At 59.2% G+C, this 22,795-nt stretch carries 20 protein-coding genes; 12 read left to right on the forward strand and 8 right to left on the reverse strand.

Annotated features, from left to right (window positions below; genetic code table 11):
• Window positions 1-147: 147 nt before the first annotated feature.
• Window positions 148-1,422, reverse strand: a complete 1,275-nt coding sequence (locus AP059_RS06750) for a uracil-xanthine permease family protein (protein ID WP_048400254.1) — start codon at window positions 1,420-1,422, stop codon at window positions 148-150.
• A 1-nt stretch (window position 1,423) separates the two neighbouring features.
• Window positions 1,424-2,062, reverse strand: coding sequence for a uracil phosphoribosyltransferase (upp, locus tag AP059_RS06755; protein ID WP_048363128.1), 639 nt, complete (start codon window positions 2,060-2,062; stop codon window positions 1,424-1,426).
• 164 nt (window positions 2,063-2,226) lie between these two features.
• On the opposite strand from upp, the gene AP059_RS06760 reads away from it, so the two are divergent.
• From AP059_RS06760 to AP059_RS06770, 3 genes are all read left to right on the forward strand, one after another.
• Window positions 2,227-2,784, forward strand: coding sequence for a hypoxanthine-guanine phosphoribosyltransferase (locus AP059_RS06760; RefSeq protein WP_048363129.1), 558 nt, complete (start codon window positions 2,227-2,229; stop codon window positions 2,782-2,784).
• 17 nt (window positions 2,785-2,801) lie between these two features.
• Window positions 2,802-3,275 (forward strand): WbuC family cupin fold metalloprotein, encoded by a 474-nt coding sequence (locus AP059_RS06765; protein ID WP_059762462.1) that lies wholly within the window; start codon window positions 2,802-2,804, stop codon window positions 3,273-3,275.
• 161 nt (window positions 3,276-3,436) lie between these two features.
• On the forward strand, window positions 3,437-4,378 hold the full coding sequence (locus tag AP059_RS06770) for an AEC family transporter (RefSeq protein ID WP_059762465.1): 942 nt from the start codon (window positions 3,437-3,439) through the stop codon (window positions 4,376-4,378).
• A 59-nt stretch (window positions 4,379-4,437) separates the two neighbouring features.
• On the opposite strand, the gene AP059_RS06775 is transcribed toward AP059_RS06770, so the two are convergent.
• The 5 genes from AP059_RS06775 to gatC all read right to left on the reverse strand — a co-directional run bounded on the left by AP059_RS06775 (window position 4,438) and on the right by gatC (window position 9,180).
• Entirely contained in the window at window positions 4,438-5,478 is a 1,041-nt protein-coding gene (locus AP059_RS06775; protein WP_059762516.1) for a calcium/sodium antiporter, read from the reverse strand.
• 50 nt (window positions 5,479-5,528) lie between these two features.
• A complete protein-coding gene (locus AP059_RS06780) occupies window positions 5,529-5,900 on the reverse strand; it encodes a septal ring lytic transglycosylase RlpA family protein (RefSeq protein ID WP_059762467.1) in 372 nt (123 codons plus the stop codon).
• Window positions 5,901-5,970: 70 nt separating this feature from the next.
• Complete coding sequence (gatB, locus tag AP059_RS06785; RefSeq protein WP_048400247.1) at window positions 5,971-7,416, reverse strand: Asp-tRNA(Asn)/Glu-tRNA(Gln) amidotransferase subunit GatB; 1,446 nt, start codon at window positions 7,414-7,416, stop codon at window positions 5,971-5,973.
• Window positions 7,417-7,426: 10 nt separating this feature from the next.
• The gene (gene gatA / locus AP059_RS06790) at window positions 7,427-8,878 is read right to left on the reverse strand and encodes an Asp-tRNA(Asn)/Glu-tRNA(Gln) amidotransferase subunit GatA (RefSeq protein WP_048363134.1); all 1,452 of its coding nucleotides are present in this window, start codon (window positions 8,876-8,878) and stop codon (window positions 7,427-7,429) included.
• A gap of 14 nt (window positions 8,879-8,892) precedes the next feature.
• Window positions 8,893-9,180, reverse strand: coding sequence for an Asp-tRNA(Asn)/Glu-tRNA(Gln) amidotransferase subunit GatC (gatC, locus tag AP059_RS06795; protein WP_048363135.1), 288 nt, complete (start codon window positions 9,178-9,180; stop codon window positions 8,893-8,895).
• A gap of 210 nt (window positions 9,181-9,390) precedes the next feature.
• On the opposite strand from gatC, the gene mreB reads away from it, so the two are divergent.
• The 8 genes from mreB to tldD all read left to right on the forward strand — a co-directional run bounded on the left by mreB (window position 9,391) and on the right by tldD (window position 20,581).
• Window positions 9,391-10,428, forward strand: coding sequence for a rod shape-determining protein MreB (gene mreB, locus AP059_RS06800; protein WP_002555108.1), 1,038 nt, complete (start codon window positions 9,391-9,393; stop codon window positions 10,426-10,428).
• A 173-nt stretch (window positions 10,429-10,601) separates the two neighbouring features.
• On the forward strand, window positions 10,602-11,657 hold the full coding sequence (gene mreC / locus AP059_RS06805) for a rod shape-determining protein MreC (protein WP_059762469.1): 1,056 nt from the start codon (window positions 10,602-10,604) through the stop codon (window positions 11,655-11,657).
• Window positions 11,657-12,145, forward strand: a complete 489-nt coding sequence (mreD, locus tag AP059_RS06810) for a rod shape-determining protein MreD (RefSeq protein WP_048363137.1) — start codon at window positions 11,657-11,659, stop codon at window positions 12,143-12,145. The genes mreC and mreD overlap by 1 nt, the downstream gene beginning before the upstream one ends.
• A 52-nt stretch (window positions 12,146-12,197) precedes the next feature.
• Window positions 12,198-12,803 carry a Maf family protein gene (locus AP059_RS06815; protein WP_059762471.1) on the forward strand — a complete coding sequence of 202 codons (606 nt, stop codon included), beginning with the start codon at window positions 12,198-12,200 and terminating at the stop codon, window positions 12,801-12,803.
• Window positions 12,804-12,859: 56 nt separating this feature from the next.
• The gene (gene rng, locus AP059_RS06820; RefSeq protein WP_048363139.1) at window positions 12,860-14,317 is read left to right on the forward strand and encodes a ribonuclease G; all 1,458 of its coding nucleotides are present in this window, start codon (window positions 12,860-12,862) and stop codon (window positions 14,315-14,317) included.
• Between the two features lie 76 nt (window positions 14,318-14,393).
• Window positions 14,394-18,206, forward strand: a complete 3,813-nt coding sequence (locus AP059_RS06825) for a YhdP family protein (RefSeq protein ID WP_059762474.1) — start codon at window positions 14,394-14,396, stop codon at window positions 18,204-18,206.
• 24 nt (window positions 18,207-18,230) lie between these two features.
• Window positions 18,231-19,079 carry a carbon-nitrogen hydrolase family protein gene (locus AP059_RS06830; protein ID WP_059762477.1) on the forward strand — a complete coding sequence of 283 codons (849 nt, stop codon included), beginning with the start codon at window positions 18,231-18,233 and terminating at the stop codon, window positions 19,077-19,079.
• 59 nt (window positions 19,080-19,138) lie between these two features.
• Window positions 19,139-20,581, forward strand: a complete 1,443-nt coding sequence (tldD, locus tag AP059_RS06835) for a metalloprotease TldD (protein WP_059762479.1) — start codon at window positions 19,139-19,141, stop codon at window positions 20,579-20,581.
• A 44-nt stretch (window positions 20,582-20,625) separates the two neighbouring features.
• Here tldD and yjgA read toward each other — a convergent pair whose 3' ends face one another.
• Window positions 20,626-21,147, reverse strand: a complete 522-nt coding sequence (gene yjgA, locus AP059_RS06840; RefSeq protein WP_048363143.1) for a ribosome biogenesis factor YjgA — start codon at window positions 21,145-21,147, stop codon at window positions 20,626-20,628.
• A 107-nt stretch (window positions 21,148-21,254) separates the two neighbouring features.
• On the opposite strand from yjgA, the gene pmbA reads away from it, so the two are divergent.
• A complete protein-coding gene (gene pmbA, locus AP059_RS06845; RefSeq protein WP_059762481.1) occupies window positions 21,255-22,601 on the forward strand; it encodes a metalloprotease PmbA in 1,347 nt (448 codons plus the stop codon).
• The last annotated feature ends 194 nt before the right edge of the window (window positions 22,602-22,795 follow it).

Here is a 22,795-nt window from a genome sequence, read left to right on the forward strand (position 1 = left end):
TAGCGCGAGGCTGCGTCCGGGCGCGAAGCGCTCGTAAAACCCTTGAGCGCGGTGTCTCACAGACACCGCAGTCATCAGCTTTACGAGCGCTTCGCAATCGGACGTCGCCTTCTGCAACGGCAACGCCAAGCTCGCGCCTACAGGGTTTTAGAGAATCGGCTCGTCACCTTTCTTCTTTTTCCAGGCGTCATTGCCGGGCAGGATCAGGTTCAACGCTATCGCCACAATGGCGCACAGTGCGATGCCTTTAAGACCGAAGTCTTCAGGCCCCATCCCCGTACCGATCAGTACGCCGCCGATCCCGAATACCAGGGTCACCGAGACGATCACCAGATTGCGCGCTTCGCTCAGGTCTACCTGATGGCGAATCAGGGTGTTCATCCCCACGGCGGCAATCGAGCCGAACAGCAGGCAGAGAATCCCGCCCATGACAGGCACTGGGATGCTTTGCAGCAGTGCGCCGAACTTACCGACAAATGCCAGGCTGATAGCGAAGATCGCCGCCCAGGTCATGATTTTCGGGTTGTAGTTCTTGGTCAGCATCACGGCGCCTGTCACTTCGGCGTAGGTGGTATTGGGTGGGCCGCCCAGCAGGCCTGCGGCGGTGGTGGCAATGCCGTCACCGAACAGCGTGCGATGCAGCCCCGGCTTTTTCAGGTAGTCACGCCCAGTCACGCTGCCTACAGCGATAACGCCGCCGATATGTTCAATGGCCGGGGCCAGGGCCACGGGGACGATAAACAGAATCGCCTGCCAGTTGAACTCCGGTGCCGTGAAGTGCGGCAGGGCAAACCAGGGGGCCGCAGCGATCTTGGCGGTGTCGACGACGCCAAAGTAGAACGCCAACGCGAAACCTACCAAGACGCCGGCAATGATCGGCACCAGACGGAAAATCCCTTTACCGAAGACCGCCACGATCAGTGTGGTCAGCAACGCTGGCATCGAGATCAGCATGGCGGTTTGGTAGTGGATCAGTTCGGTGCCGTCTTCTGCCCGGCCCATTGCCATGTGTGCGGCAATCGGGGCCATTGCCAGACCGATCGAAATAATCACCGGGCCAATCACCACCGGTGGCAGCAGGCGATCAATGAAACCGGTGCCCTTAATTTTTACGGCGAAGCCAAGAAAGGTGTACACGAAACCGGCTGCCATTACGCCGCCCATGGTCGCGGCGAGGCCGAACTGGCCCTTGGCGAGAATGATCGGGGTAATGAAGGCGAAACTCGAAGCCAGAAAGACCGGCACCTGGCGCCGGGTAACGATCTGGAACAGCAGAGTCCCGAGACCCGCCGTGAACAGCGCGACGTTAGGGTCCAGGCCTGTAATCAAAGGCATCAACACCAACGCGCCAAAGGCCACGAAGAGCATCTGCGCGCCAGAAATAATCTGGCGCCAGAGCGGGTCGTTGAACTCGTCCTGCATGTTATGCGTCCTTTTGCTTGGTGCCGAAGATCTTGTCGCCGGCATCGCCCAAGCCCGGAATGATGTAGCCGTGTTCGTCCAGACGGTTATCGATCGACGCGGTGTAGATGGTCACGTCCGGGTGAGCGGCTTGAACGGCGGCAATGCCTTCTGGGGCAGCTACCAGCACCATGGCGCGGATTTCTTTGCAGCCGGCTTTCTTCAACAGGTCAATGGTGGCAACCATCGAGGAGCCTGTGGCCAGCATTGGGTCGATGATCATCGCCAGACGTTCGTCGATTTCCGGTACGAGTTTTTCCAGGTAGGTGTGCGCCTGCAAGGTTTCTTCGTTACGGGCCACGCCGACAGCGCTGACTTTGGCACCCGGGATCAGGCTCAGTACGCCTTCAAGCATGCCGATACCGGCGCGCAGGATAGGCACCACGGTAATTTTCTTACCGGCGATTTTTTCAACTTGTACAGGACCGCTCCAGCCTTCAATCTCGTAGGTTTCGAGGGTCAGGTCGCTGGTGGCTTCATAGGTCAGTAACGCGCCTACTTCCTGAGCAAGCTCGCGGAAGTTCTTCGTGCTAATGTCGGCGCGGCGCATCAGGCCAAGTTTGTGACGGATCAGTGGATGTCGGATCTCACGGATGGGCATAGGGGAAAACTCCGGGGGCAGGCAAAAAAACCGGCCTAGATTAATCTAATCCGGGGTGATGTCCTACAGACATTAGTGCACGTTAGTCCATAAACGCTTGATCTGAGCCATGCGGATGCGTACCTTTGCCCGCTTTTCTTGAGCAACCCCCCCTGGAGAGCGTCATGTCTGCTGATCTCGAGCATATCCGTCAAATCATGCGAGAGGCTGACTGCCTGTACACCGAAGCTGAAGTCGAGGCGGCCATTGCCCGCGTTGGCGCGCAAATCACGGCCGATATGGCCGAGATGAATCCAGTGGTTTTTTGTGTGATGAACGGCGGGCTGATTTTTGCCGGTAAGCTGCTCACCCATCTGAAATTCCCGCTTGAGTCGTCTTACTTGCACGCCACGCGTTATCGCAACCAAACCAGCGGTGGCGATCTGTTCTGGAAGGCCAAGCCTGAAGTGTCGTTCATGGACCGTCATGTATTGATCATCGACGACATTCTGGATGAAGGTCACACCCTGAGCGCTATCGTTGATTTCTGTCACCATGCGGGCGCGCGTCAAGTGCACACTGCCGTGCTGATAGATAAAGACCATGACCGCAAAGCCAGTCCCGGCCTGAAAGCCAACTATGAGGGCCTGCCGTGCGTGGACCGTTATGTCTTCGGTTATGGCATGGACTACAAAGGCTACTGGCGTAACGCCGCCGGCATTTATGCCGTTAAAGGTATGTAAACAAGGACGTTGAAACCATGATTACCCCAAGCTTTCTCGATCAAACGTTGTTTAACGAACTGGCTGAGAAAGCGGCCGGTAACCCCCGTGGTCGTCAGCACCACAACCTGCATCAGATGGAGGAGCCGTGCCATCGCATGGTGGTGGGGCTGCAACCTGACACCTACGTGCCGCCGCACCGGCACTTGAGCGGTGACAAGGCTGAAACCTTGTTGGTGCTCAAGGGTAAGTTGGGCGTGCTGATATTTGATCAGGACGGTCAGTTGCTCGACAAACGGGTGCTGGTGGCGGGAGGCGAATGCCTTGGGGTCGACCTGCCACCGGGGGTGTTTCATGGTTTGGTGGTGCTTGAAGCCGACAGTTTGATGTTCGAATGCAAAGCAGGGCCTTATCGGCCTGTGGGTGAGGGCGAACTGGCCCATTGGGCACCGCGTGAAGGCGATCCCGGCGTGGCCGAGTACCACAGCTGGATGCGCGCGCAGTTTGCTTGATCATTGCCTGTCGTTGCTGCCGCAAGCGGCGAGCCCCTTGAATCGGGCGCTACAAATCGCGGCCTTCGCCAGCGACGACAGCGCGTGTTCAGTGGCTAGGCAGTGGCTCAGTGGCTGACATAAGATTAGCCGCCTAACGATTGCAATCGGAATTGCTTGGCATGCTGGCTATTTTCCTTCAGACGCTCACCATCACCGCTCCAGTATTTGCCATGTTGTTTCTGGGCGTCGTGCTTAAGCGCGTTGGCTGGATCAACGACAGTTTTATCCACACGGCGTCGGCTCTGGTGTTTAACGTCACCATGCCGGCGTTGTTGTTTCTGGGTATTTTGCATGCGGATTTGAGCACCGCATTACAACCCAAAGTCCTGGGGTACTTTAGCGCGGCCACCTTGCTCAGCTTTTCACTGGCGTGGACATGGTCGATCTGGCGCTGCCCGCGTGAAGACCGTGGCATCTATACCCAGGGCGCGTTTCGCGGTAACAACGCGGTCATTGGCCTGGCACTGGCTGCCAGCATGTACGGCGACTACGGCATCTCTTTGGGGGCTGTGCTCGCGGCGCTGGTCATCCTGCTTTACAACACGTTGTCGACCATCGTACTGGCGGTGTACAGCCCGGTGATCAAGTCCGATCCGTGGAGTATCTGTAAAAGTGTGTTCAAAAACCCGCTGATTATCAGCGTGCTGGCCGCGGTGCCGTTTGCAGCGTTCAAGATTGCGCTGCCCACCTGGCTGCAAGCCAGTGGCGAATACCTGGCGGCGATGACGTTGCCATTGGCGTTGATCTGCATCGGCGGCACCCTGTCATTGGCCGCCTTACGCAAAAGTGGCGATCTGGCCCTCAGTGCGAGTCTGGTCAAAATGATCAGCTTGCCGATCATCACCACGTTGGGCGCATGGTTGTGCGGCTTTCGTGGGCCTGAGCTGGGCACGCTGTTTCTGTACTTTGCCAGCCCGACCGCCGCCGCCAGTTTTGTGATGGCCCGCGCCGCCAATGGCAATCATGAATTGGCCGCCGCGATTATCGTGATCACCACACTGATGGCCGCCATCACCACCAATATCGGGATCTTTGTGTTGCAGTGGGGTGGCTGGATTTAAGCCTGGGGCGTGTAAAACCCTGCGCACGTTTTGGTATGGAGTGCGCCTCGCACGGCCCCTCAGTGTTGTCGACGCCAGGCGCGCAGAGTGCTGAACAGCAGAAACACCAACAGTGCCGGCAAGAGGTAAAACAGCATCAGGTGTTCGAGCTTGCCGGCCAGTGGCATACCGGTGGTGAACGACACTACGTGCAGGCCATACGCCAGATACAACCCCAGAAACAGCAGCCCTTCAACCCGTGTCACGCGGTAGCCGGTGTAGAACACGGGCAGGCACAGTACGGCAACGCCCAGCATCACCGGCAGGTCGAACGCCAGGGCATTGGGCGAGACGGACAGCGGCGCGGGTGCCAGCAAAGCGGTGAAACCCAGCACACCGAGCAGGTTGAAGACGTTGCTGCCGATCACGTTGCCCACTGCAATCTCACGTTGGCCGCGAAAAGCGGCGATCAGCGAGGTGGCCAGCTCGGGCAGGGAGGTGCTCACCGCAATGATGGTCAGACCAATGATGCGTTCCGACAGCCCTAGCTGGGTCGCGACGTCGACGGCGGCAGCCAGCAAAAGATGACCGGCCAGGCCGAGCAGGAGCAAGGCGCAGAGCATCATCAGTACATTGCGTGGCCACGTGTGTTGCGGCTGGTCGTGGCTGGCGTGATGGTGGTTGCTGTGGCGTGACTGGCGCAGCAGCATGCCCAGATAGACCGCCAGGGCACAGAGCAACACAACGCCGTCCAGTCGGTCGAGATCCTTGCTCAAGGCCAGCCCGTAGACCAGTGCGCTGGCGAGGATCATCAGCGGAATATCGAGGCGCACCAACTGGCGGGATACGCGCAGCGGGATGATCAGGGCAGACAGCCCGAGGGTGACCAGAACGTTAAAGATGTTGCTACCGATCACGCTGCCCACGGCAATGTCTGAAGTGTCATTGAAGGCCGCTTGCAGGCTGACGGTCATTTGCGGCGCGCTGCTGCCGAGTGCGACCACGGTCAAACCGATCAGCAAGGGGCGAACTTTCATTTTTGCCGCCATGCTCACCGCGCAGCGCACCAACAGTTCGGCACCTGCGATTAGCAGCCCGAGGCCGCAGAGCAATTGCAGCAGGTTCCATGTCGATAACGCGTTCAAGCCCAAGATTGCAGCCGCTCCCTGATTTAGTCGCTCAAGCCCTGGATGCGGACTTTTGCGGTGCCGCTGCGCAGCATACCCAACTGTTGGGCCGCTTGGCGTGAAAGATCGATCAGGCGCCCACGGGTGTGCGGGCCGCGATCATTGATGCGCACCACAACGCTCTGGTTGTTACTTAGATTGGTGACCAAAACCCGGCTGCCGAAGGCCAGTTGGCGATGGGCGGCGCTGAGGGCGTGCTGGTCGAAGGGTTCGCCACTGGCGGTGCGTTTACCGTGGTGACGAGCGCCGTAATAAGAGGCGACGCCGGTTTCGTCATAGCCGCGTGGGTCTATGTCGTGGCTGGCGCAGCCAGCGAGCAAGCTGAGCAGGGCGCAAGCGCCGAGTAGCCGCTTCATGGGGGATCCTTATAGAACTCAGAAAAACGCCCCGCAGCCGCAGGCAGCGGCTACGGGGTTCGCCTGAAACCTAGCCTTCGAGCTTGCTTTTGAGCAGTTCGTTGACCTGTTGCGGGTTGGCTTTGCCTTTGGAGGCTTTCATTGCCTGGCCGACAAAGAAGCCGAACATTTTGCCGCGCTTGGCTTCGTCAGCCGCGCGGTACTGCTCAACTTGCTCGGCGTTGGCGGCCAGCACTTCATCCAGCACTTTTTCAATCGCGCCGCTGTCAGTCACCTGCTTGAGGCCGCGTTTTTCGATGACCTCGTCAGCGCTGCCTTCGCCATTGGCCATGGCTTCAAGCACCACTTTGGCAATTTTGCCGGAAATGGTGTTGTCCTTGATGCGCTGCAACATGCCGCCCAGTTGCTCGGCGGTGACGGGTGACTGGTCGATGTCCAGGCCCTGCTTGTTGAGCAGGCTGCCCAGCTCAACCATGACCCAGTTGGCCGCCAGCTTGGCGTCGCCGCTGATGCTGACCACTTTTTCAAAGTAGTCCGCTTGCTCGCGGCTCGAAGCCAGCACGCTGGCGTCGTAGGCGGACAGGCCGAACTGTGACTGGAAACGCTCGCGCTTTTGCGGTGGCAGTTCGGGCAGGGTCGCGCGCACGTCTTCGATGAACGTGTCTTCGATGACGACGGGCAGCAGGTCCGGGTCGGGGAAGTAACGGTAGTCGTTGGCTTCCTCTTTGCTGCGCATGGCGCGGGTTTCGTCTTTGTTCGGGTCGTACAGGCGGGTCTGTTGAATGACCTTGCCGCCGTCTTCGATCAGTTCGATCTGGCGCTGAACTTCGCTGTTGATCGCTTTTTCGATGAAGCGGAACGAGTTGACGTTCTTGATCTCGCAGCGGGTGCCGAATTCAGCCTCACCAAATCTGCGAATCGACACGTTGCAGTCGCAACGCAGCGAACCTTCGGCCATGTTGCCGTCGCAAATGCCCAGGTAGCGCACGAGGGCGTGCATGGCTTTTACGTAGGCCACGGCTTCTTTGGCGCTGCGCATGTCCGGCTCGGAGACGATTTCCAGCAACGGCGTGCCCGCACGGTTCAGGTCGATGCCGGTGGCGCCGCTGAAATCTTCGTGCAGGCTTTTGCCTGCGTCTTCTTCCAAGTGTGCGCGGGTAATGCCGACGCGTTTGACCGTGCCGTCTTCAAGGGTGATGTCCAGGTGGCCCTTGCCGACAATCGGCAACTCCATCTGGCTGATCTGGTAACCCTTGGGCAGGTCCGGGTAGAAGTAGTTTTTGCGCGCAAAGACGTTGTGCTGAACGATCTCGGCATCAACGGCCAGGCCGAACATCACGGCCATGCGCACGGCTTCTTCGTTGAGTACCGGCAACACGCCCGGCATGCCCAGGTCAACCAGGCTGGCCTGAGTGTTCGGCTGCGAGCCAAAGGTGGTGGCGCTACCGGAGAAAATCTTCGATTGGGTGGCGAGCTGGGAGTGAATTTCCAGCCCGATCACAACTTCCCATTGCATATGTTTCTCCTCAGAAGCCGGCAGGTGAGCGCGTGTGCCAGTCAGTGTTGAGCTGATACTGGTGAGCAACGTTGAGCAGGCGACCTTCCTGGAAGTACGGAGCCAGCAGCTGCACGCCTACAGGCAGGCCATCGACAAAACCGGCTGGCATCGACAGGCCCGGCAGGCCCGCGAGGTTGGCGGTGATGGTGTACACGTCTTCCAGATAGGCAGAAACCGGGTCGCTGTTTTTAGCGCCGATTTTCCAGGCCGGGTTAGGCGTGGTTGGGCCGAGGATGATGTCGACTTCATTGAACGCCGTCATGAAGTCGTTTTTGATCAGGCGACGGATTTTTTGCGCCTGCAGGTAATACGCGTCGTAGTAACCCGCCGACAGTGCGTAGGCGCCGACCAGAATCCGGCGTTGTACTTCCGGGCCAAAACCTTCGGCGCGCGAGCGCTTGTACAGGTCGGTGAGGTCTTTGGGGTCTTCGCAGCGATGACCGAAGCGCACACCGTCAAAACGCGACAGGTTGGAGGAGGCTTCTGCTGGCGCGATCACGTAGTACGCAGGAATCGCGTGCTGCATGTTGGGCAGGCTGATGGGCTTGATCACGGCACCGAGCTTTTCAAGTTCTTTGATGCTGGTGTGGATCAGCTCGGCGATACGTGGATCGAGGCCTTCGCTGAAGAACTCTTTTGGCACGCCGATGCGCAGGCCTTGCAGCGAACCATTGAGGTTGGCGCTGTAGTCCGGCACGGGTTCGTCGATGCTGGTGGAGTCTTGCGGGTCGAAACCGGCCATGCCTTGCAGCAGGATGGCGCAGTCTTCGGCGGTGCGCGCAAGCGGGCCACCCTGATCGAGGCTGGACGCGTAAGCAATCATGCCCCAGCGCGACACACGACCGTAGGTCGGTTTCAGGCCGGTGAGGTTGGTCAGTGCGGCGGGCTGGCGAATCGAGCCGCCGGTGTCGGTGCCAGTGGCAGCCGGTAACAGACGAGCGGCAACGGCTGCGGCCGAGCCACCCGACGAACCGCCGGGCACGTGATCAAGGTTCCACGGGTTTTTGACCGGGCCGTAGTAGCTCGACTCGTTGGCCGAGCCCATCGCGAACTCGTCCATGTTGGTCTTGCCCAGGCTCACAGCGCCCGCAGCGGCCAGTTTCGACACCACGGTGGCATCGTACGGGGCCTTGAAGTTGTCGAGCATCCTGGAGCCGCAGCTGGTGCGTACACCCAAGGTGCAGAACAAGTCCTTGTGACCAATTGGCGCACCCAGCAGGGCGCCGGTTTCACCGTTGGCGCGACGTGCGTCGGCGGCCTTGGCCTGCTCTACAGCGAGGTCTTCGGTGAGGGTGATGAAGCTGTTGAGCTGAGGATCGAGCTGGGCGATACGCGCCAGCAGGGTTTTGGTCAGCTCTTCAGACGAAAACTTTTTATCGGCGAGTCCGCGGGCGATCTCGGCCAGAGTCAATTGATGCATGCAGGCTCTTCCTTTTACTCGATGACCTTGGGAACCAGATAGAGGCCGTTCTCGACCGCTGGCGCGATGGCTTGGTAAGCCTCGCGGTGATTGGTTTCAGTCACGACGTCTGCACGCAGGCGCTGGCTGGCTTCCAGTGGGTGGGCCAGCGGCTCGATACCGGTGGTGTCGACAGCCTGCATCTGGTCAATCAGCCCCAGAATGCTATTAAGGGCTTCGGTGGTGCGTGGCAGATCGGCATCATTCAAACCCAGGCGGGCCAAATGAGCGATTTTTTCCACGTCGGAGCGTTCAAGCGCCATGGGATTCTCCAGTGGAAAACAAGACGGATGCTATCCGTGTGTTAGATTGTCGGAACACTACCGCATTTCTACGGTCATATGGCCGCGATTGTGGGGGCTGGTGCTCGGAAAAGCGGCCAATTTAACATATTGGCGCCTTGCCCAAAATCCCTGTCGTTGTTAGAGTTTGCCGCACTTTTTTACCCACGCGTTGCCTAGGGTCCCTTTCCCATGTTCAAGAAACTGCGTGGCATGTTTTCCAGCGATCTTTCCATCGACCTGGGCACTGCCAACACCCTTATTTACGTGCGCGAGCGCGGTATTGTCCTGAATGAGCCATCGGTTGTGGCTATTCGGACACACGGTAACCAGAAAAGTGTCGTTGCCGTCGGCACCGAGGCCAAGCGCATGCTGGGCCGTACACCGGGCAACATTGCAGCCATTCGTCCGATGAAAGACGGCGTTATTGCCGATTTCAGCGTGTGCGAAAAAATGCTGCAGTACTTTATCAACAAGGTTCACGAAAACAGCTTTCTGCAACCAAGCCCTCGGGTACTGATTTGCGTACCGTGCAAATCGACTCAGGTTGAGCGTCGCGCCATTCGTGAGTCGGCACTGGGTGCCGGCGCCCGTGAAGTCTTCCTGATTGAAGAGCCAATGGCCGCCGCCATCGGTGCCGGCTTGCCGGTAGAGGAAGCGCGCGGTTCGATGGTCGTCGATATCGGTGGTGGTACCACTGAAATCGCGCTGATCTCCCTGAACGGCGTGGTTTACGCCGAGTCCGTACGGGTTGGCGGCGACCGCTTCGACGAAGCGATCATCACCTACGTGCGCCGTAACTACGGCAGCCTGATCGGTGAATCGACGGCTGAGCGCATCAAGCAGGAAATCGGCACAGCCTATCCGGGCGGAGAAGTGCGTGAGGTTGACGTACGCGGCCGTAACCTGGCTGAAGGCGTACCTCGTGCTTTCACCCTGAACTCCAATGAAGTGCTGGAGGCGCTGCAAGAGTCGCTGGCCACCATCGTTCAGGCCGTGAAGAGCGCGCTGGAGCAGTCCCCGCCAGAGCTGGCTTCAGACATCGCCGAGCGCGGTCTGGTGCTGACCGGTGGTGGCGCCTTGCTGCGTGACCTCGACAAGTTGCTGGCGCAGGAAACCGGTCTGCCGGTAATTGTTGCCGAAGACCCGTTGACCTGTGTTGCGCGTGGCGGTGGCCGTGCGCTGGAAATGATGGATAAACACACGATGGACCTGCTCTCCAGCGAATAAGATCGGTGGTCGCAGTTCGATGGTTATCACCAGAAGGTAGCACTTTGCAGTGCTGCCTTTTGGCGTTTATCTTTTGTCAATCTTCATCCAGGCCGCTTGAAGCCGTATGAATACATTGAACACTTGCCCCGGAGGAGCGGCTTATTAAACCGCTCTTTTCCAAAGGCCCCTCTTTGGGCGTACGCCTATTGGTGTTGGTCGTGCTATCGGTCGCACTGATGGTGGTCGATGCCCGTTTCACGTTGCTCAAGCCGGTGCGCAGTCAAATGTCACTGGTGCTGATGCAGACCTACTGGATTACCGACTTGCCGCAGCGCCTGTTTCAGGGTGTCGCGAGTCAGTTTGGCAGCCGTACGGAACTGGTCGCTGAAAACGAGAAACTAAAAACCGAAAACCTTCTGCTGCAAGGCCGCATGCAAAAACTGGCCGCCTTGACCGAGCAGAACGTTCGCCTGCGCGAGTTGTTGAACTCCTCGGCACTGGTCAACGAAAAGGTGGAAGTGGCCGAGTTGATTGGCATGGACCCTAATCCCTTTACCCATCGCATCATCATCAACAAGGGTGAGCGCGACGGGGTGGTGCTCGGTCAGCCAGTGCTCGATGCGCGTGGGCTGATGGGGCAAGTGGTCGAGTTGATGCCCTACACCTCGCGGGTACTGTTGCTGACCGACACCACCCACAGCATTCCAGTGCAGGTCAACCGCAATGGCTTGCGGGCAATAGCCAGCGGCACGGGTAACCCCGAGCGTCTGGAGTTGCGCCATGTGGCAGACACCGCCGACATCAAAGAAGGCGATCTGCTGGTCAGTTCGGGTTTGGGCCAGCGATTCCCGGCCGGTTACCCGGTGGCAACCGTCAAGGAAGTGATTCACGACTCCGGTCAGCCGTTTGCCATCGTGCGTGCGGTGCCGACGGCGGCGTTGAACCGCAGCCGCTATCTGTTGTTGGTGTTCAGTGACAGCCGCAGCCCTGAAGAGCGGGCCAATGACGCGGCTCAAGCGCAAGAGGCCGAGAAAAACGGCGAACCGCTACCCATCATTCCCGCCACCGTGCCCAAACCGGTTGCTGTGCCTGCTGTTGCCCCAACGGTGACACCAGCGCCTACGGCAACCCAGCCTGTGGCGCCAACGCCCGCTAGCGGCGCGGTTAAAAAACCGGCTCCAGTTGTAACCCCTGCCGCCGCCACGCCGCCAGCCGCTGCGCCGGCCACCACTCGGGAGAGGCAATAATGGCGGGTATCCGTTCGCACAATGGCTGGATGATCTGGCTGACGTTTGCCATTGGCCTGCTGCTCAGCGTTTCGCCGATGCCGCAGTTCATGGAAGTCTTTCGCCCGCTGTGGCTGGCCTTGCTACTGGCTTTTTGGGCGCTGTACATGCCGCACAAGGTGGGCATGGTCACCGCATGGTGTCTGGGCCTGACCGAAGACGTGCTGTACGGCACGTTGCTGGGGCAGAACGCATTGATTCTGACCCTCATCACATTCTTGGTGCTGTCCCTGCAACAGCGGTTGCGCATGTTCCCGATGTGGCAGCAAAGCCTGGTGCTGTTGGTGATCTTCGGCCTGGCGCAGTTGGCGCAGTTGTGGCTCAGTGCCTTGACCGGCAACCGCCAGCCCACGCTGGCGCTGGTGCTGCCAGCCTTGGTCAGCGCGTTGCTGTGGCCCTGGGTTAGTTATGGACTCCGTGGATTGACCCGACGCTTCAAAATTAATTGACCGGATCGCGAGCCATTTCCTGGTTTGTGCACATTGACAGGGAGATGTCGTGATGACTTCGCTTTATCTGGCTTCAGGCTCACCCCGCCGACGCGAGTTACTGACTCAAATCGGCGTGCCTTTCAGCACCGTCAGTGCTGGCATTGATGAAACCCCTCTTGCCCATGAATCCCCTGCGGCCTATGTCGAGCGCCTTGCGTGTGAAAAAGCACGCGCCGGGCGTGAGCATTTGCGCACATCTGTCCCTGACGCCGCCTTTTGCGTGCTGGGCGCCGATACCGCCGTGGTGCTGGACGGGCAAATTCTGGGTAAACCCGTCGACGAGGCCGATGCCTTGGCTATGCTCATGGCGTTATCGGGTCGTGAGCATGAGGTGTTGACCGCCGTTGCCGTGTTGGACGCTGAGCGTTGTGAGACACGCGTTGTACGCAGCACGGTTCATTTCAGACACATCAGCACACAAGAAGCTGCGCGGTACTGGGCCAGTGGTGAACCTCAGGACAAAGCCGGTGGCTACGCTATTCAAGGCTTGGCTGCGGTGTTTGTGTCCGGGCTCAATGGCAGTTATTCGGCTGTCGTCGGCTTGCCTGTGTGCGAAACCGCAGAAGTGCTGGCGCATTTCGGCATACCCTGTTGGCAAAACCTTACCGTGCGTTAAATACCGCACCTACGAGACGTGGCACTAATGTGATGACGCCTGAACGAGACCCAGCCATGAGTGAAGAGATCCTGATCAACATCACGCCGATGGAATCGCGCGTGGCGGTGGTAGAGAACGGTGTTTTGCAAGAGGTGCATGTCGAGCGCACCCAGCGCCGAGGCATTGTTGGCAACATCTATAAAGGCAAGATCGTTCGCGTATTACCCGGCATGCAGGCCGCCTTTGTTGATATCGGCCTGGACCGCGCAGCTTTTATCCACGCCTCCGAAATCTCCCTGCGTGAAGGCCAGGCCGTTGAAAGCATCAGCGCCTTGGTCCATGAAGGTCAGAGCCTGGTGGTGCAAGTCACCAAAGACCCGATTGCCTCCAAGGGCGCGCGCCTGACCACGCAGTTGTCGATCCCTTCGCGTTATCTGGTGTACATGCCGCGCACCGCGCATGTCGGTATTTCCCTGAAGATCGAAGACGAAGCCGAGCGTGAGCGCCTCAAGCAGGTGGTCAGCGACTGCGTGGCTCAGGAAGGCATCAAGGAAGCCGGTGGTTTTATCCTGCGTACGGCGGCCGAAGGTGCCGGGGCGGATGAAATCCTGATGGACATTCGTTATCTGCGTCGCCTGTGGGACCAGATCGGTGCACAAATCAAAACCGTGGGTGCGCCGACCGTTATTTATGAAGACCTGGGCCTGGCCTTGCGCACACTGCGCGATCTGGTCAGCCCCAAGATCGAAAAAATCCGCATCGACTCACGTGAAACCTTCCAGAAAACCACGCAGTTTGTGGCCGAACTGATGCCGGAAATCGCGGATCGTCTGGAGCATTACCCCGGCGAGCGGCCGATTTTTGACCTGTATGGCGTAGAAGGTGAAATCCAGAAAGCCCTCGATCGCAAGGTGCCACTCAAGTCCGGCGGCTATCTGGTGGTGGACCCGGCCGAGGCCATGACCACCATTGACGTCAACACCGGCGCGTTCGTAGGGCATCGCAATCTTGAAGAGACCATCTTCAAGACCAACCTCGAAGCGGCCACCGCCATCGCGCGCCAGCTGCGCCTGCGTAATCTGGGCGGCATCATCATCATCGACTTCATCGACATGGAAGACGAAGAGCATCAGCGCCAAGTGCTGCGCACCCTCGAAAAACAGCTCGAACGCGACCACGCCAAAACCAACATCATCGGGATTACCGAGTTGGGACTGGTGCAAATGACCCGCAAGCGCACCCGCGAAAGCCTTGAGCAAGTGCTGTGCGAGCCGTGCGTGTGCTGTCAGGGGCGTGGCAAGTTGAAGACTCCTGAGACCATCTGTTACGAAATCTTCCGCGAAATCTTGCGTGAGGCGCGTGCGTATCAAGCCGAAGGGTATCGCGTGTTAGCCAGTCAGCGCGTGGTAGACCGCTTGCTTGATGAAGAGTCGGGCAATGTGGCAGAGCTTGAAGGCTTTATCGGGCGTACGATTCGTTTTCAAGTAGAAACCATGTACTCCCAGGAACAATACGACGTGGTGCTGCTCTGAAGCACCACACGCTTTACGGATATACCAAAGGGGTTGAATCCAGCCCCTTCGATCATTACTGAAGGGGCCACCTGACATGGAGCGTCTGACACGCTTTTTTGCCGCGCTGACCCGCTGGGGATTAAGTCTTTGTGCGTTGCTGCTGGTGCTGACGGCGTTGTACGTCAGCCTGGGACGCGAACTCACGCCACTGATTGCTGAATATCGCGCCGAAGTGCAGAGCAAGGCGCGTGAAGCCTTGGGCATGCCGCTGAGCATTGGCCGTCTTGAAGGCCGCTGGAGCGGCATGGCGCCGGTGCTGCTGGCGCATGATGTGATGGTGGGTGAAGGCAACAGCGCCTTGCGCCTGGACGAAGTACAAGTGGTGCCCGATCTATGGGGCAGCGTGTTGGCCCGTGAAGTGCGCATCGGCCACGTGCAGCTCGATGGCTTGCAACTGAGTGCGCGTCAGGACAAAGACGGTCACTGGACCCTCGAAGGTTTGCCGGTCCAGGATGACAAGCCGTTGGACCCCGAGCAGTTACTGAATCAGTTGCAACGGGTCGAGCGTTTGTCGGTGCTCGACAGCCAGCTCACACTTGAGCCGTATAAAGCCGCTCCGATGACCCTGACCTATGTTGGCCTGAGCCTTGATGTCGGCGCCTCTGATCAGCGCCTTGATGCGCGCTTGACGTTGCCTGATGGTCAGCCGGTTGCGTTGAGTGTCAAAAGCCAGATTCAAGCCAGCCGCTGGCGCGATGGCGCGGCGCAAGCCTATGTCAGCCTGCCGCAAAGCGACTGGGCCAAGTGGCTACCCTCCAACCTCACCCAAGGCTGGAACATTACCGAGTTAAAGGCTGGCGGTGAACTTTGGTTCAACTGGGGCAACGGCACCGTACAAAGCGCGACGGCGCGTTTGAATGCACCGAAGTTTCGCGGCGCTTATGCACAGCGCAAACCCAGCACGCTTGAAAATGTCGCCCTGCATGCCTGGCTTGAACGGGGTGATCAAGGCGTGAACGTGGTGCTGGACTCGCTGGCCATGAGTATTGGCGACCTGCGCTGGGAGACGCGCGCGCAGGTGCAGCAATTCAAGGCCACCGATACCGACCCGCAACGTTGGCATTTTCAGGCCGACCACCTGAACCTGACGCCGATTACGCCCCTGCTGGACTCACTCGCACCCTGGTCCGACAGCGTGGCCAGCGTCATCGACCAGCTCAACGTCACGGGTACGCTGCGCAATGTGCTGGCCGACTTTCGCCCGCACGCCACAGACGATCAAAAGCTCAGCTTCGCCGCCAACCTGCAACAGGTCGGTTTTAACGCCACCCACGGCGCGCCCGCTGCGCGCAATGTCAGCGGTTTGATCAGTGGTGATCTGGGTAAAGGCGAACTGCGTCTGGACAGCAAGGACTTCATGCTGCACCTGGACCCTATTTTCGCCAAGCCGTGGCAGTACCAGCAGGCCAATGCCTTGCTCACGTGGACGCTGAGCAAGGACACCTTCACCCTGATCGCGCCTTACATCAAGGTGTTGGGCGAGGAGGGCAAGATCGCGGCCGACTTTCTGATCCGTATCCACATGGACCACGCCCAGGAAGACTACATGGACTTGCGGGTCGGTCTGACCGATGGCGATGGCCGCTTTACCCCCAAATATCTGCCAGAAGTCTTGAGTCCGGCGCTGACCGAATGGCTCAGTACCGCGATTATCAAGGGCGATGTTGAAGAAGGATTCTTCCAGTACCAAGGCTCGCTGAGCCATGACGCTGTCGCGGCGGCTCGCAATATCAGCCTGTTCTTTAAGGTGCATGGCGCAGAGTTGGACTTTCAGCCGGGCTGGCCCCATGTGCGCAATGTGTCTGGCGATGTGTTTATCGAAGACAGCGGTGTGCGAATCATGGCCAGTAAGGGGCAGTTACTCGACACCCAGGTGCGTGACGTTGCGGTGAGCATCCCCCATGTGCCGAGCGGTAAAGTCAGCCATCTGTTACTGCAGGGCAACTTTGCGGGCGGTCTGGGTGATGGGTTGAAGATCCTTCAAGACGCGCCGATTGGCACAGCTCAAACCTTCGCCGGCTGGCAGGGTGAAGGCTCGCTCAATGGTCGGGTAGACCTCGATATCCCGCTGGAACACAGCGTCGAACCGAAAATCGTGGTGGATTTCAAAACCGATAAAGCACGCTTGAAAATCAGCGAACCCGAGTTCGAGCTGACACAGCTCAAAGGCGACTTCCGTTTTGACAGTGCAAAAGGATTAAGCGGCAAAAGCATCACCGCCCGCGCTTTTGACCGGCCGATCAACGCGCAGATTTTTGCCGATGGCAGGCCCGGCAGGATCAGCACCCGGGTGGTGGCTAATGGTCAGGTCGGGGTCAAGAAACTCACGGACTGGCTGAAATTCAATCAACCGATCCCGGTCTCGGGCGATTTGCCTTACCAGCTGCAATTGACGCTGGACGGCGCCGACAGTCAGTTACGTGTCAACTCCAGCCTTAAAGGTGCGGTGATTGATCTGCCGGCACCGTTTGGGCTTGCGGCCAATGAAAGCCGCGACAGCGTGTTCCGCATGACCTTGCAGGGCGCCGAGAAGCGCTACTGGTTTGATTACGCCAACCTGGCGAGCCTGACCTTCGCCGCCCCGGACGGCAAGCTTGAGGCCGGGCGCGGTGAATTGTTCCTCGGCGCAGGCGCGGCCACGTTACCCACCACCAAGGGCCTGCGTGTGCGCGGCGTGCTGTCCGAGCTGGATGTTGCACCTTGGCAGGCATTGGTCGAGCGTTACGCGGGCAAGGATGCAGGGGGCAGCGCGCAGCAACTGCTCAGCAGCGCCGATTTCAAGATTGGCAAACTGACGGCGATGGGCACGCAACTCGATCAGGTCCGCTTGCAGATGAACCGTTACCCCGCGTCCTGGGGGCTGAAAATCGACAGCAAACAAGCGGTTGGCTCGGCCACGTTGCCGGACGCGAAAAACGCCCCGATCACCATCACGATGCAGATCGTGCGCTTGCCCGCTGCTGATCCCAAGGCTGTGGCGGACGACAACGCGCCTGATCCGTTGGCCTCGGTTGACCCGCGCAACATTCCTGCGCTGGACATCATCATTCGCCAGCTCTATCAGGGGCCGGACCTGATTGGCGCCTGGTCGCTCAACATACGCCCCACCAGCCGTGGCATTTTGCTCAACAACCTCAACTTGGGGCTCAAAGGCTTGCTGCTAGAGGGTGCGGGCGGCTGGGAAGGTTTTGCCGGCGCCAGCAACAGTTGGTACAAGGGCCGTCTGGGCGGCCGTAATCTGGCGGACGTATTGAAGAACTGGGGCTTTGCGCCCAGTGTGACCAGCGATAATTTCCGCCTGGACGTGGAGGGTAAGTGGCCAGGTTCACCGGCGTGGATTGGCCTCAAACGCTTCAGTGGCACATTGGATGCGTCATTGAACAAAGGCCAGTTTGTCGAAGTTGATGGCAGTGCCCAGGTCCTGCGTATTTTTGGCCTGCTGAACTTCAACTCCATTGGCCGGCGTTTGCGTCTGGACTTCTCCGACCTGTTCGGCAAAGGCTTGAGTTACGACCGGGTCAAAGGCTTGTTGCAGGCTGATCGCGGGGTGTACAGCGCCAATAAACCCATCACCATGACCGGCCCGTCGAGCAACCTTGAATTGAGTGGCACCTTGAACATGGTCACCGATCAGGTCGACGCCCGGCTGCTGGTCACTTTGCCCGTGACCAATAACTTGCCGATAGCGGCATTGCTGGTCGGTGCTCCGGCAGTGGGCGGTGCGCTGTTCTTGATCAACAAGCTGATTGGTGATCAGGTGTCGCGTTTTGCCAGCGTGCAATACAGCATCAAAGGGCCGTGGCAAGACCCGAAAATCACGTTCGACAAGCCATTTGAAAAGAAATAATGGCGGGCTATTGAGGAACACGTCATGTCGCTAGCAGTCATTCAAATGGTCAGCCAGAGCGATGTGCTGGCCAATTTGGCACAGGCGCGTCGTTTGCTTGAAAAAGCGGCCGAAGGTGGGGCGCGACTGGCCGTACTTCCGGAAAACTTCGCCGCGATGGGCCGCCGTGATGTCGCCGCCTTGGGCCGGGCCGAGGCATTGGGCGAAGGTCCAATCCTGCCATGGTTGAAACAGGTCACCCGCGACCTCACGTTATGGGTAGTTGCAGGCACGTTGCCATTGCCCCCTGCGGGTCAACCGGATGCCAAGGCCAACGCCTGTTCCCTGTTGATCAATGCCGACGGCGAGCAGGTGGCGCGTTACGACAAGCTGCACTTGTTTGACGTTGACGTGTCTGACAATCGTGGGCGCTACCGTGAATCCGATGACTATGCTCAAGGTGAGCGCGTGGTGGTGGCGGACACGCCGGTGGGTAAATTGGGTTTGAGCGTGTGTTATGACCTGCGCTTTGCGGAGTTGTACAGCGAGTTACGCGCTGCGGGCGCAGAGTTGATCAGCGCACCGTCAGCGTTTACCGCCGTCACGGGGGCGGCGCACTGGGAGATTCTGATCCGTGCCCGGGCCATTGAAACCCAATGTTACGTGTTGGCGGCCGCTCAGGGTGGTGTGCATCCGGGGCCGCGTGAGACCTTCGGCCACGCGGCCATCATCGACCCCTGGGGGCGAGTGCTGGCTGAGCAGGCACAGGGCGAAGGGGTGCTGATCGCCGAACGCGACAGTGTTGAACAAGCGGCCATCAGGGCACGCATGCCGGTGACAGACCACCGGCGATTTTTTTCGCAGGGCGCCCAGCGACCTGCCACGCAAGGCTAATTCAGGCCCGTGCGTTCAGCCCTCACAGCGGCTGAAGCAGGGGTCAAGACGGAGTAACTATGAGCGAGTTGTTGACCTCAGTCAGCGAACACCTGTTGGCACCGGGCGGTGTCACCATTGAAAGCCTGCAAAGCGTATTGGGCGACCTGGCCGGGCCGGGCATCGATGCCGCCGACCTGTACTTTCAGGGCCAGATTTCTGAATCCTGGGCCCTCGAAGACGGCATCGTCAAAGAAGGCAGTTTTAACCTGGACCAAGGCGTAGGGGTGCGTGCCCAGTCGGGTGAGAAAACCGGTTTTGCCTACAGCAACGCCATCACCCTTGAGGCGTTGGGGTTGGCCGCCCGTGCTGCCCGCTCAATCTCGCGCGCTGGTCAAAACGGCACCGTGCAAGCCTTCACCACGCAAGACGTGGCGCAACTGTACGCGCCAGACAACCCGCTGGAAGTCATCAGCCGCGCCGAAAAGGTCGAGCTGCTCAAGCGTGTCGATGCCGCCACTCGCGCGCTTGATCCGCGTATCCAGCAAGTGACCGTGAGCATGGCCGGGGTGTGGGAGCGCATTCTGGTAGCGTCCACTGATGGCGGGTTGGCCGCTGATGTGCGGCCTCTGGTGCGCTTCAATGTCAGCGTGATCGTTGAGCAAAATGGCCGCCGCGAGCGGGGCGGGCATGGCGGCGGTGGGCGTACCGATTACCGTTATTTTCTGAGTGACGACCGTGCGATGGGCTATGCCCGTGAGGCGTTGCGTCAGGCATTGGTCAACCTTGAAGCGGTGCCAGCACCGGCCGGTACCATGCCCGTGGTCTTGGGCTCGGGTTGGTCTGGTGTGTTGCTGCACGAAGCTGTGGGCCACGGTCTGGAAGGTGATTTCAACCGCAAGGGCAGTTCGGCCTACAGCGGCCGCATGGGTGAAAGGGTCGCCTCCAAGCTGTGCACCATCGTCGATGACGGCACCCTGGCCGGTCGTCGTGGTTCGCTGAGCGTGGACGACGAGGGTACTGCGACCGAGTGCACCACCCTGATCGAAAACGGCGTGCTCAAAGGCTATATGCAAGACAAGCTCAATGCCCGCCTGATGGGTGTGGCGCGCACCGGTAACGGTCGTCGTGAGTCATACGCTCATCTGCCGATGCCACGCATGACCAACACCTACATGTTGGGTGGCGAAAGCGACCCGGCTGAGATCATTGCCTCGGTGAAGAAGGGCATTTACTGCGCCAACCTCGGTGGCGGGCAAGTCGACATCACCAGTGGCAAGTTCGTGTTTTCCACCAGCGAAGCGTATTTGATCGAAGACGGCAAAATCACCCGTCCGGTCAAAGGTGCAACCCTGATTGGCAACGGCCCGGAAGCGATGAGCAAAGTGTCGATGGTGGGTAATGACCTGTCGCTGGACAGTGGCGTAGGTACATGTGGCAAGGATGGTCAGTCGGTGCCGGTTGGCGTGGGGCAACCCACCTTGAAGATTGACGCGATTACAGTAGGCGGTACAGGCGGTTGAGGGGGATTGGCCGGGTTGCAGGGCAACCCGGCCATGTACGAGGTTTAACGCAAGCCGCGTTGAGTCTCGTCTAACCCACGAATGTACTTGAACAATTTGCGGCTCGAAGCCGGTGCCTTGTTGTGAGCCAGTTCGTGTTTGGCCTGGCGCACGATCGAACGCATTTGCTGGCGATCGGCTTCAGGGAACTCGGTAACAAACTTTTCCAGTACGTCGTCATCGCCTTCGATCAGGCGATCACGCCAGCGCTCGAGGCCGTGGAAACGTTCGTTGTACTGGCGGGAAGAGGCGTCAACCTGTTCCAGCAAGGCCATGATTTCGTCAATCGGTTGATCGCGCATCAGCTTGCCGATGAACATCATGTGCCGCTTGCGCGCAATATTGGCCGTGTGTTTTGGAGCATCTGCCAGGGCCCGGCGCAGGGCGTCGGTCAAAGGCATTTTGTTCAGCAAGTCAGGCTTGAGCGTTGTGAGGCGCTCGCCCAGATCAACCAGAGCATGAAGCTCGCGTTTGACCTGCGATTTGCTTTTTTCGCCGTCGAAGGCGTCGTCGTAAGAATCAACCATGGTGGCAGTCCGCAAAGAAACGCCGCCATGATAACCAGTCGGGGGCCGCTTGTCCGGCCCGGTCGCTCGGCGGCCCTACCGAAAACAGAATTTGAGTGGAGAAAACCATGAGTGCAGTAGAAAGCGTCGGCCCGCAGGCCTTGCCGGCACTGCAAGCGCAGGTCGAGCAAATCATCGCCGAAGCCAAGCGCCAGGGCGCTAGCGCCTGTGAAGTGGCGGTGTCAGTGGAGCAGGGCCTGTCGACCTCGGTGCGCCAGCGCGAGGTCGAAACCGTCGAGTTCAACCGCGACCAGGGGTTTGGTATCACCCTTTACGTGGGCCAGCGCAAAGGCTCGGCCAGCACCTCGGCCACCGGTCCCGATGCTATTCGTGAAACCGTTGCAGCCGCGCTGGCGATTGCCAAGCACACCTCAGAAGATGAAAGCTCTGGCCTGGCAGACCCAAGCCTGATGGCCCGTGAGCTTAAAGATTTCGATGTGTTCCACACATGGGACATCACGCCGGAGCAGGCCATCGAAAAAGCCCTGGCCTGCGAAGCCGCTGCATTCGAGGCCGACAGCCGCATCAAAAACGCTGACGGCACCTCCTTGAGCACTCACCAGGGCTGTCGCGTCTACGGCAACAGCAACGGCTTTATCGGCGGCTCGGCGTCTACCCGGCACAGCCTGAGCTGCGTGATGATCGCCGAAGGTGATGGCCAGATGCAGCGCGATTACTGGTACGACGTTAACTGTCAGGGTGAGTTACTGATGGATGCGGCCCTTATAGGCCAGCGCGCGGCAGAGCGTGCGGCACGTCGTCTGGGCTCTCGCCCGGTGCCCACCTGTGAAGTGCCGGTGCTGTTTAGCGCTGAGCTGGCGGGCGGTTTGTTCGGCAGCTTTCTGGGCGCCATTTCGGGTGGCAACCTGTACCGCAAATCATCGTTTCTGCTCGATGCGATGGGGCAGCAGATCTTCCCTGAGTGGTTGACCCTGGACGAGCGTCCACACCTGATGCGCGCGATGGGCAGTTCGTCCTTTGACAACGACGGTTTGGCCACCTTCGCCAAACCGTTTATCAAAGACGGCGAGTTGGTGTCCTACATCCTCAGCACTTATTCCGGCCGCAAGCTGGGCATGCCAAGCACGGCGAATGCGGGCGGGGTGCACAACCTGTTCGTGACCCACGGCGATGAAGATCAGGCCGCATTGATCCGCCGCATGGGGCGCGGGTTGTTTGTGACTGAACTGATGGGCAGCGGTTTGAACATGGTCACCGGCGACTATTCCCGTGGTGCGGCGGGTTTCTGGGTCGAGAACGGTGAGATCCAGTTCCCGGTTCAGGAGGTCACCATTGCAGGCAACATGCGCGACATGTTCAAGCAGATAGTCGCCGTGGGCAATGATCTGGAACTGCGCAGCAACATTCGTACGGGTTCGGTACTCATTGAGCGAATGATGGTAGCGGGCAGTTAATCTTTTGCAGTGACGTGTCCTGGCGCGCCGTTACCACGCGCAATACGCCAGGACACAACCTCGCTAAAACCCTGGCGTTAATGCCAGCACTCACACCGTTACAGCGCCTATATATGTAGATAAGTTTCGACGTTCACCCGGTACACACTGCTCTTGTATTTATCGTCCCTGACTCCCGCATATGGCCGGGGCAA

Source organism: Pseudomonas sp. TAA207 (assembly GCF_001529285.1).
Lineage (GTDB): Bacteria > Pseudomonadota > Gammaproteobacteria > Pseudomonadales > Pseudomonadaceae > Aquipseudomonas > Aquipseudomonas weihenstephanensis.

Coding starts and splice junctions, on each gene's coding strand:
- AP059_RS06750 (WP_048400254.1), bottom strand. CDS start 1,422: ATGCAGGACGAGTTCAACGACCCGCTCTGGCGCCAGATTATTTCTGGC.
- upp (WP_048363128.1), bottom strand. CDS start 2,062: ATGCCCATCCGTGAGATCCGACATCCACTGATCCGTCACAAACTTGGC.
- AP059_RS06760 (WP_048363129.1), top strand. CDS start 2,227: ATGTCTGCTGATCTCGAGCATATCCGTCAAATCATGCGAGAGGCTGAC.
- AP059_RS06765 (WP_059762462.1), top strand. CDS start 2,802: ATGATTACCCCAAGCTTTCTCGATCAAACGTTGTTTAACGAACTGGCT.
- AP059_RS06770 (WP_059762465.1), top strand. CDS start 3,437: ATGCTGGCTATTTTCCTTCAGACGCTCACCATCACCGCTCCAGTATTT.
- AP059_RS06780 (WP_059762467.1), bottom strand. CDS start 5,900: ATGAAGCGGCTACTCGGCGCTTGCGCCCTGCTCAGCTTGCTCGCTGGC.
- gatB (WP_048400247.1), bottom strand. CDS start 7,416: ATGCAATGGGAAGTTGTGATCGGGCTGGAAATTCACTCCCAGCTCGCC.
- gatA (WP_048363134.1), bottom strand. CDS start 8,878: ATGCATCAATTGACTCTGGCCGAGATCGCCCGCGGACTCGCCGATAAA.
- gatC (WP_048363135.1), bottom strand. CDS start 9,180: ATGGCGCTTGAACGCTCCGACGTGGAAAAAATCGCTCATTTGGCCCGC.
- mreB (WP_002555108.1), top strand. CDS start 9,391: ATGTTCAAGAAACTGCGTGGCATGTTTTCCAGCGATCTTTCCATCGAC.
- mreD (WP_048363137.1), top strand. CDS start 11,657: ATGGCGGGTATCCGTTCGCACAATGGCTGGATGATCTGGCTGACGTTT.
- AP059_RS06815 (WP_059762471.1), top strand. CDS start 12,198: ATGACTTCGCTTTATCTGGCTTCAGGCTCACCCCGCCGACGCGAGTTA.
- rng (WP_048363139.1), top strand. CDS start 12,860: ATGAGTGAAGAGATCCTGATCAACATCACGCCGATGGAATCGCGCGTG.
- AP059_RS06825 (WP_059762474.1), top strand. CDS start 14,394: ATGGAGCGTCTGACACGCTTTTTTGCCGCGCTGACCCGCTGGGGATTA.
- AP059_RS06830 (WP_059762477.1), top strand. CDS start 18,231: ATGTCGCTAGCAGTCATTCAAATGGTCAGCCAGAGCGATGTGCTGGCC.
- tldD (WP_059762479.1), top strand. CDS start 19,139: ATGAGCGAGTTGTTGACCTCAGTCAGCGAACACCTGTTGGCACCGGGC.
- yjgA (WP_048363143.1), bottom strand. CDS start 21,147: ATGGTTGATTCTTACGACGACGCCTTCGACGGCGAAAAAAGCAAATCG.
- pmbA (WP_059762481.1), top strand. CDS start 21,255: ATGAGTGCAGTAGAAAGCGTCGGCCCGCAGGCCTTGCCGGCACTGCAA.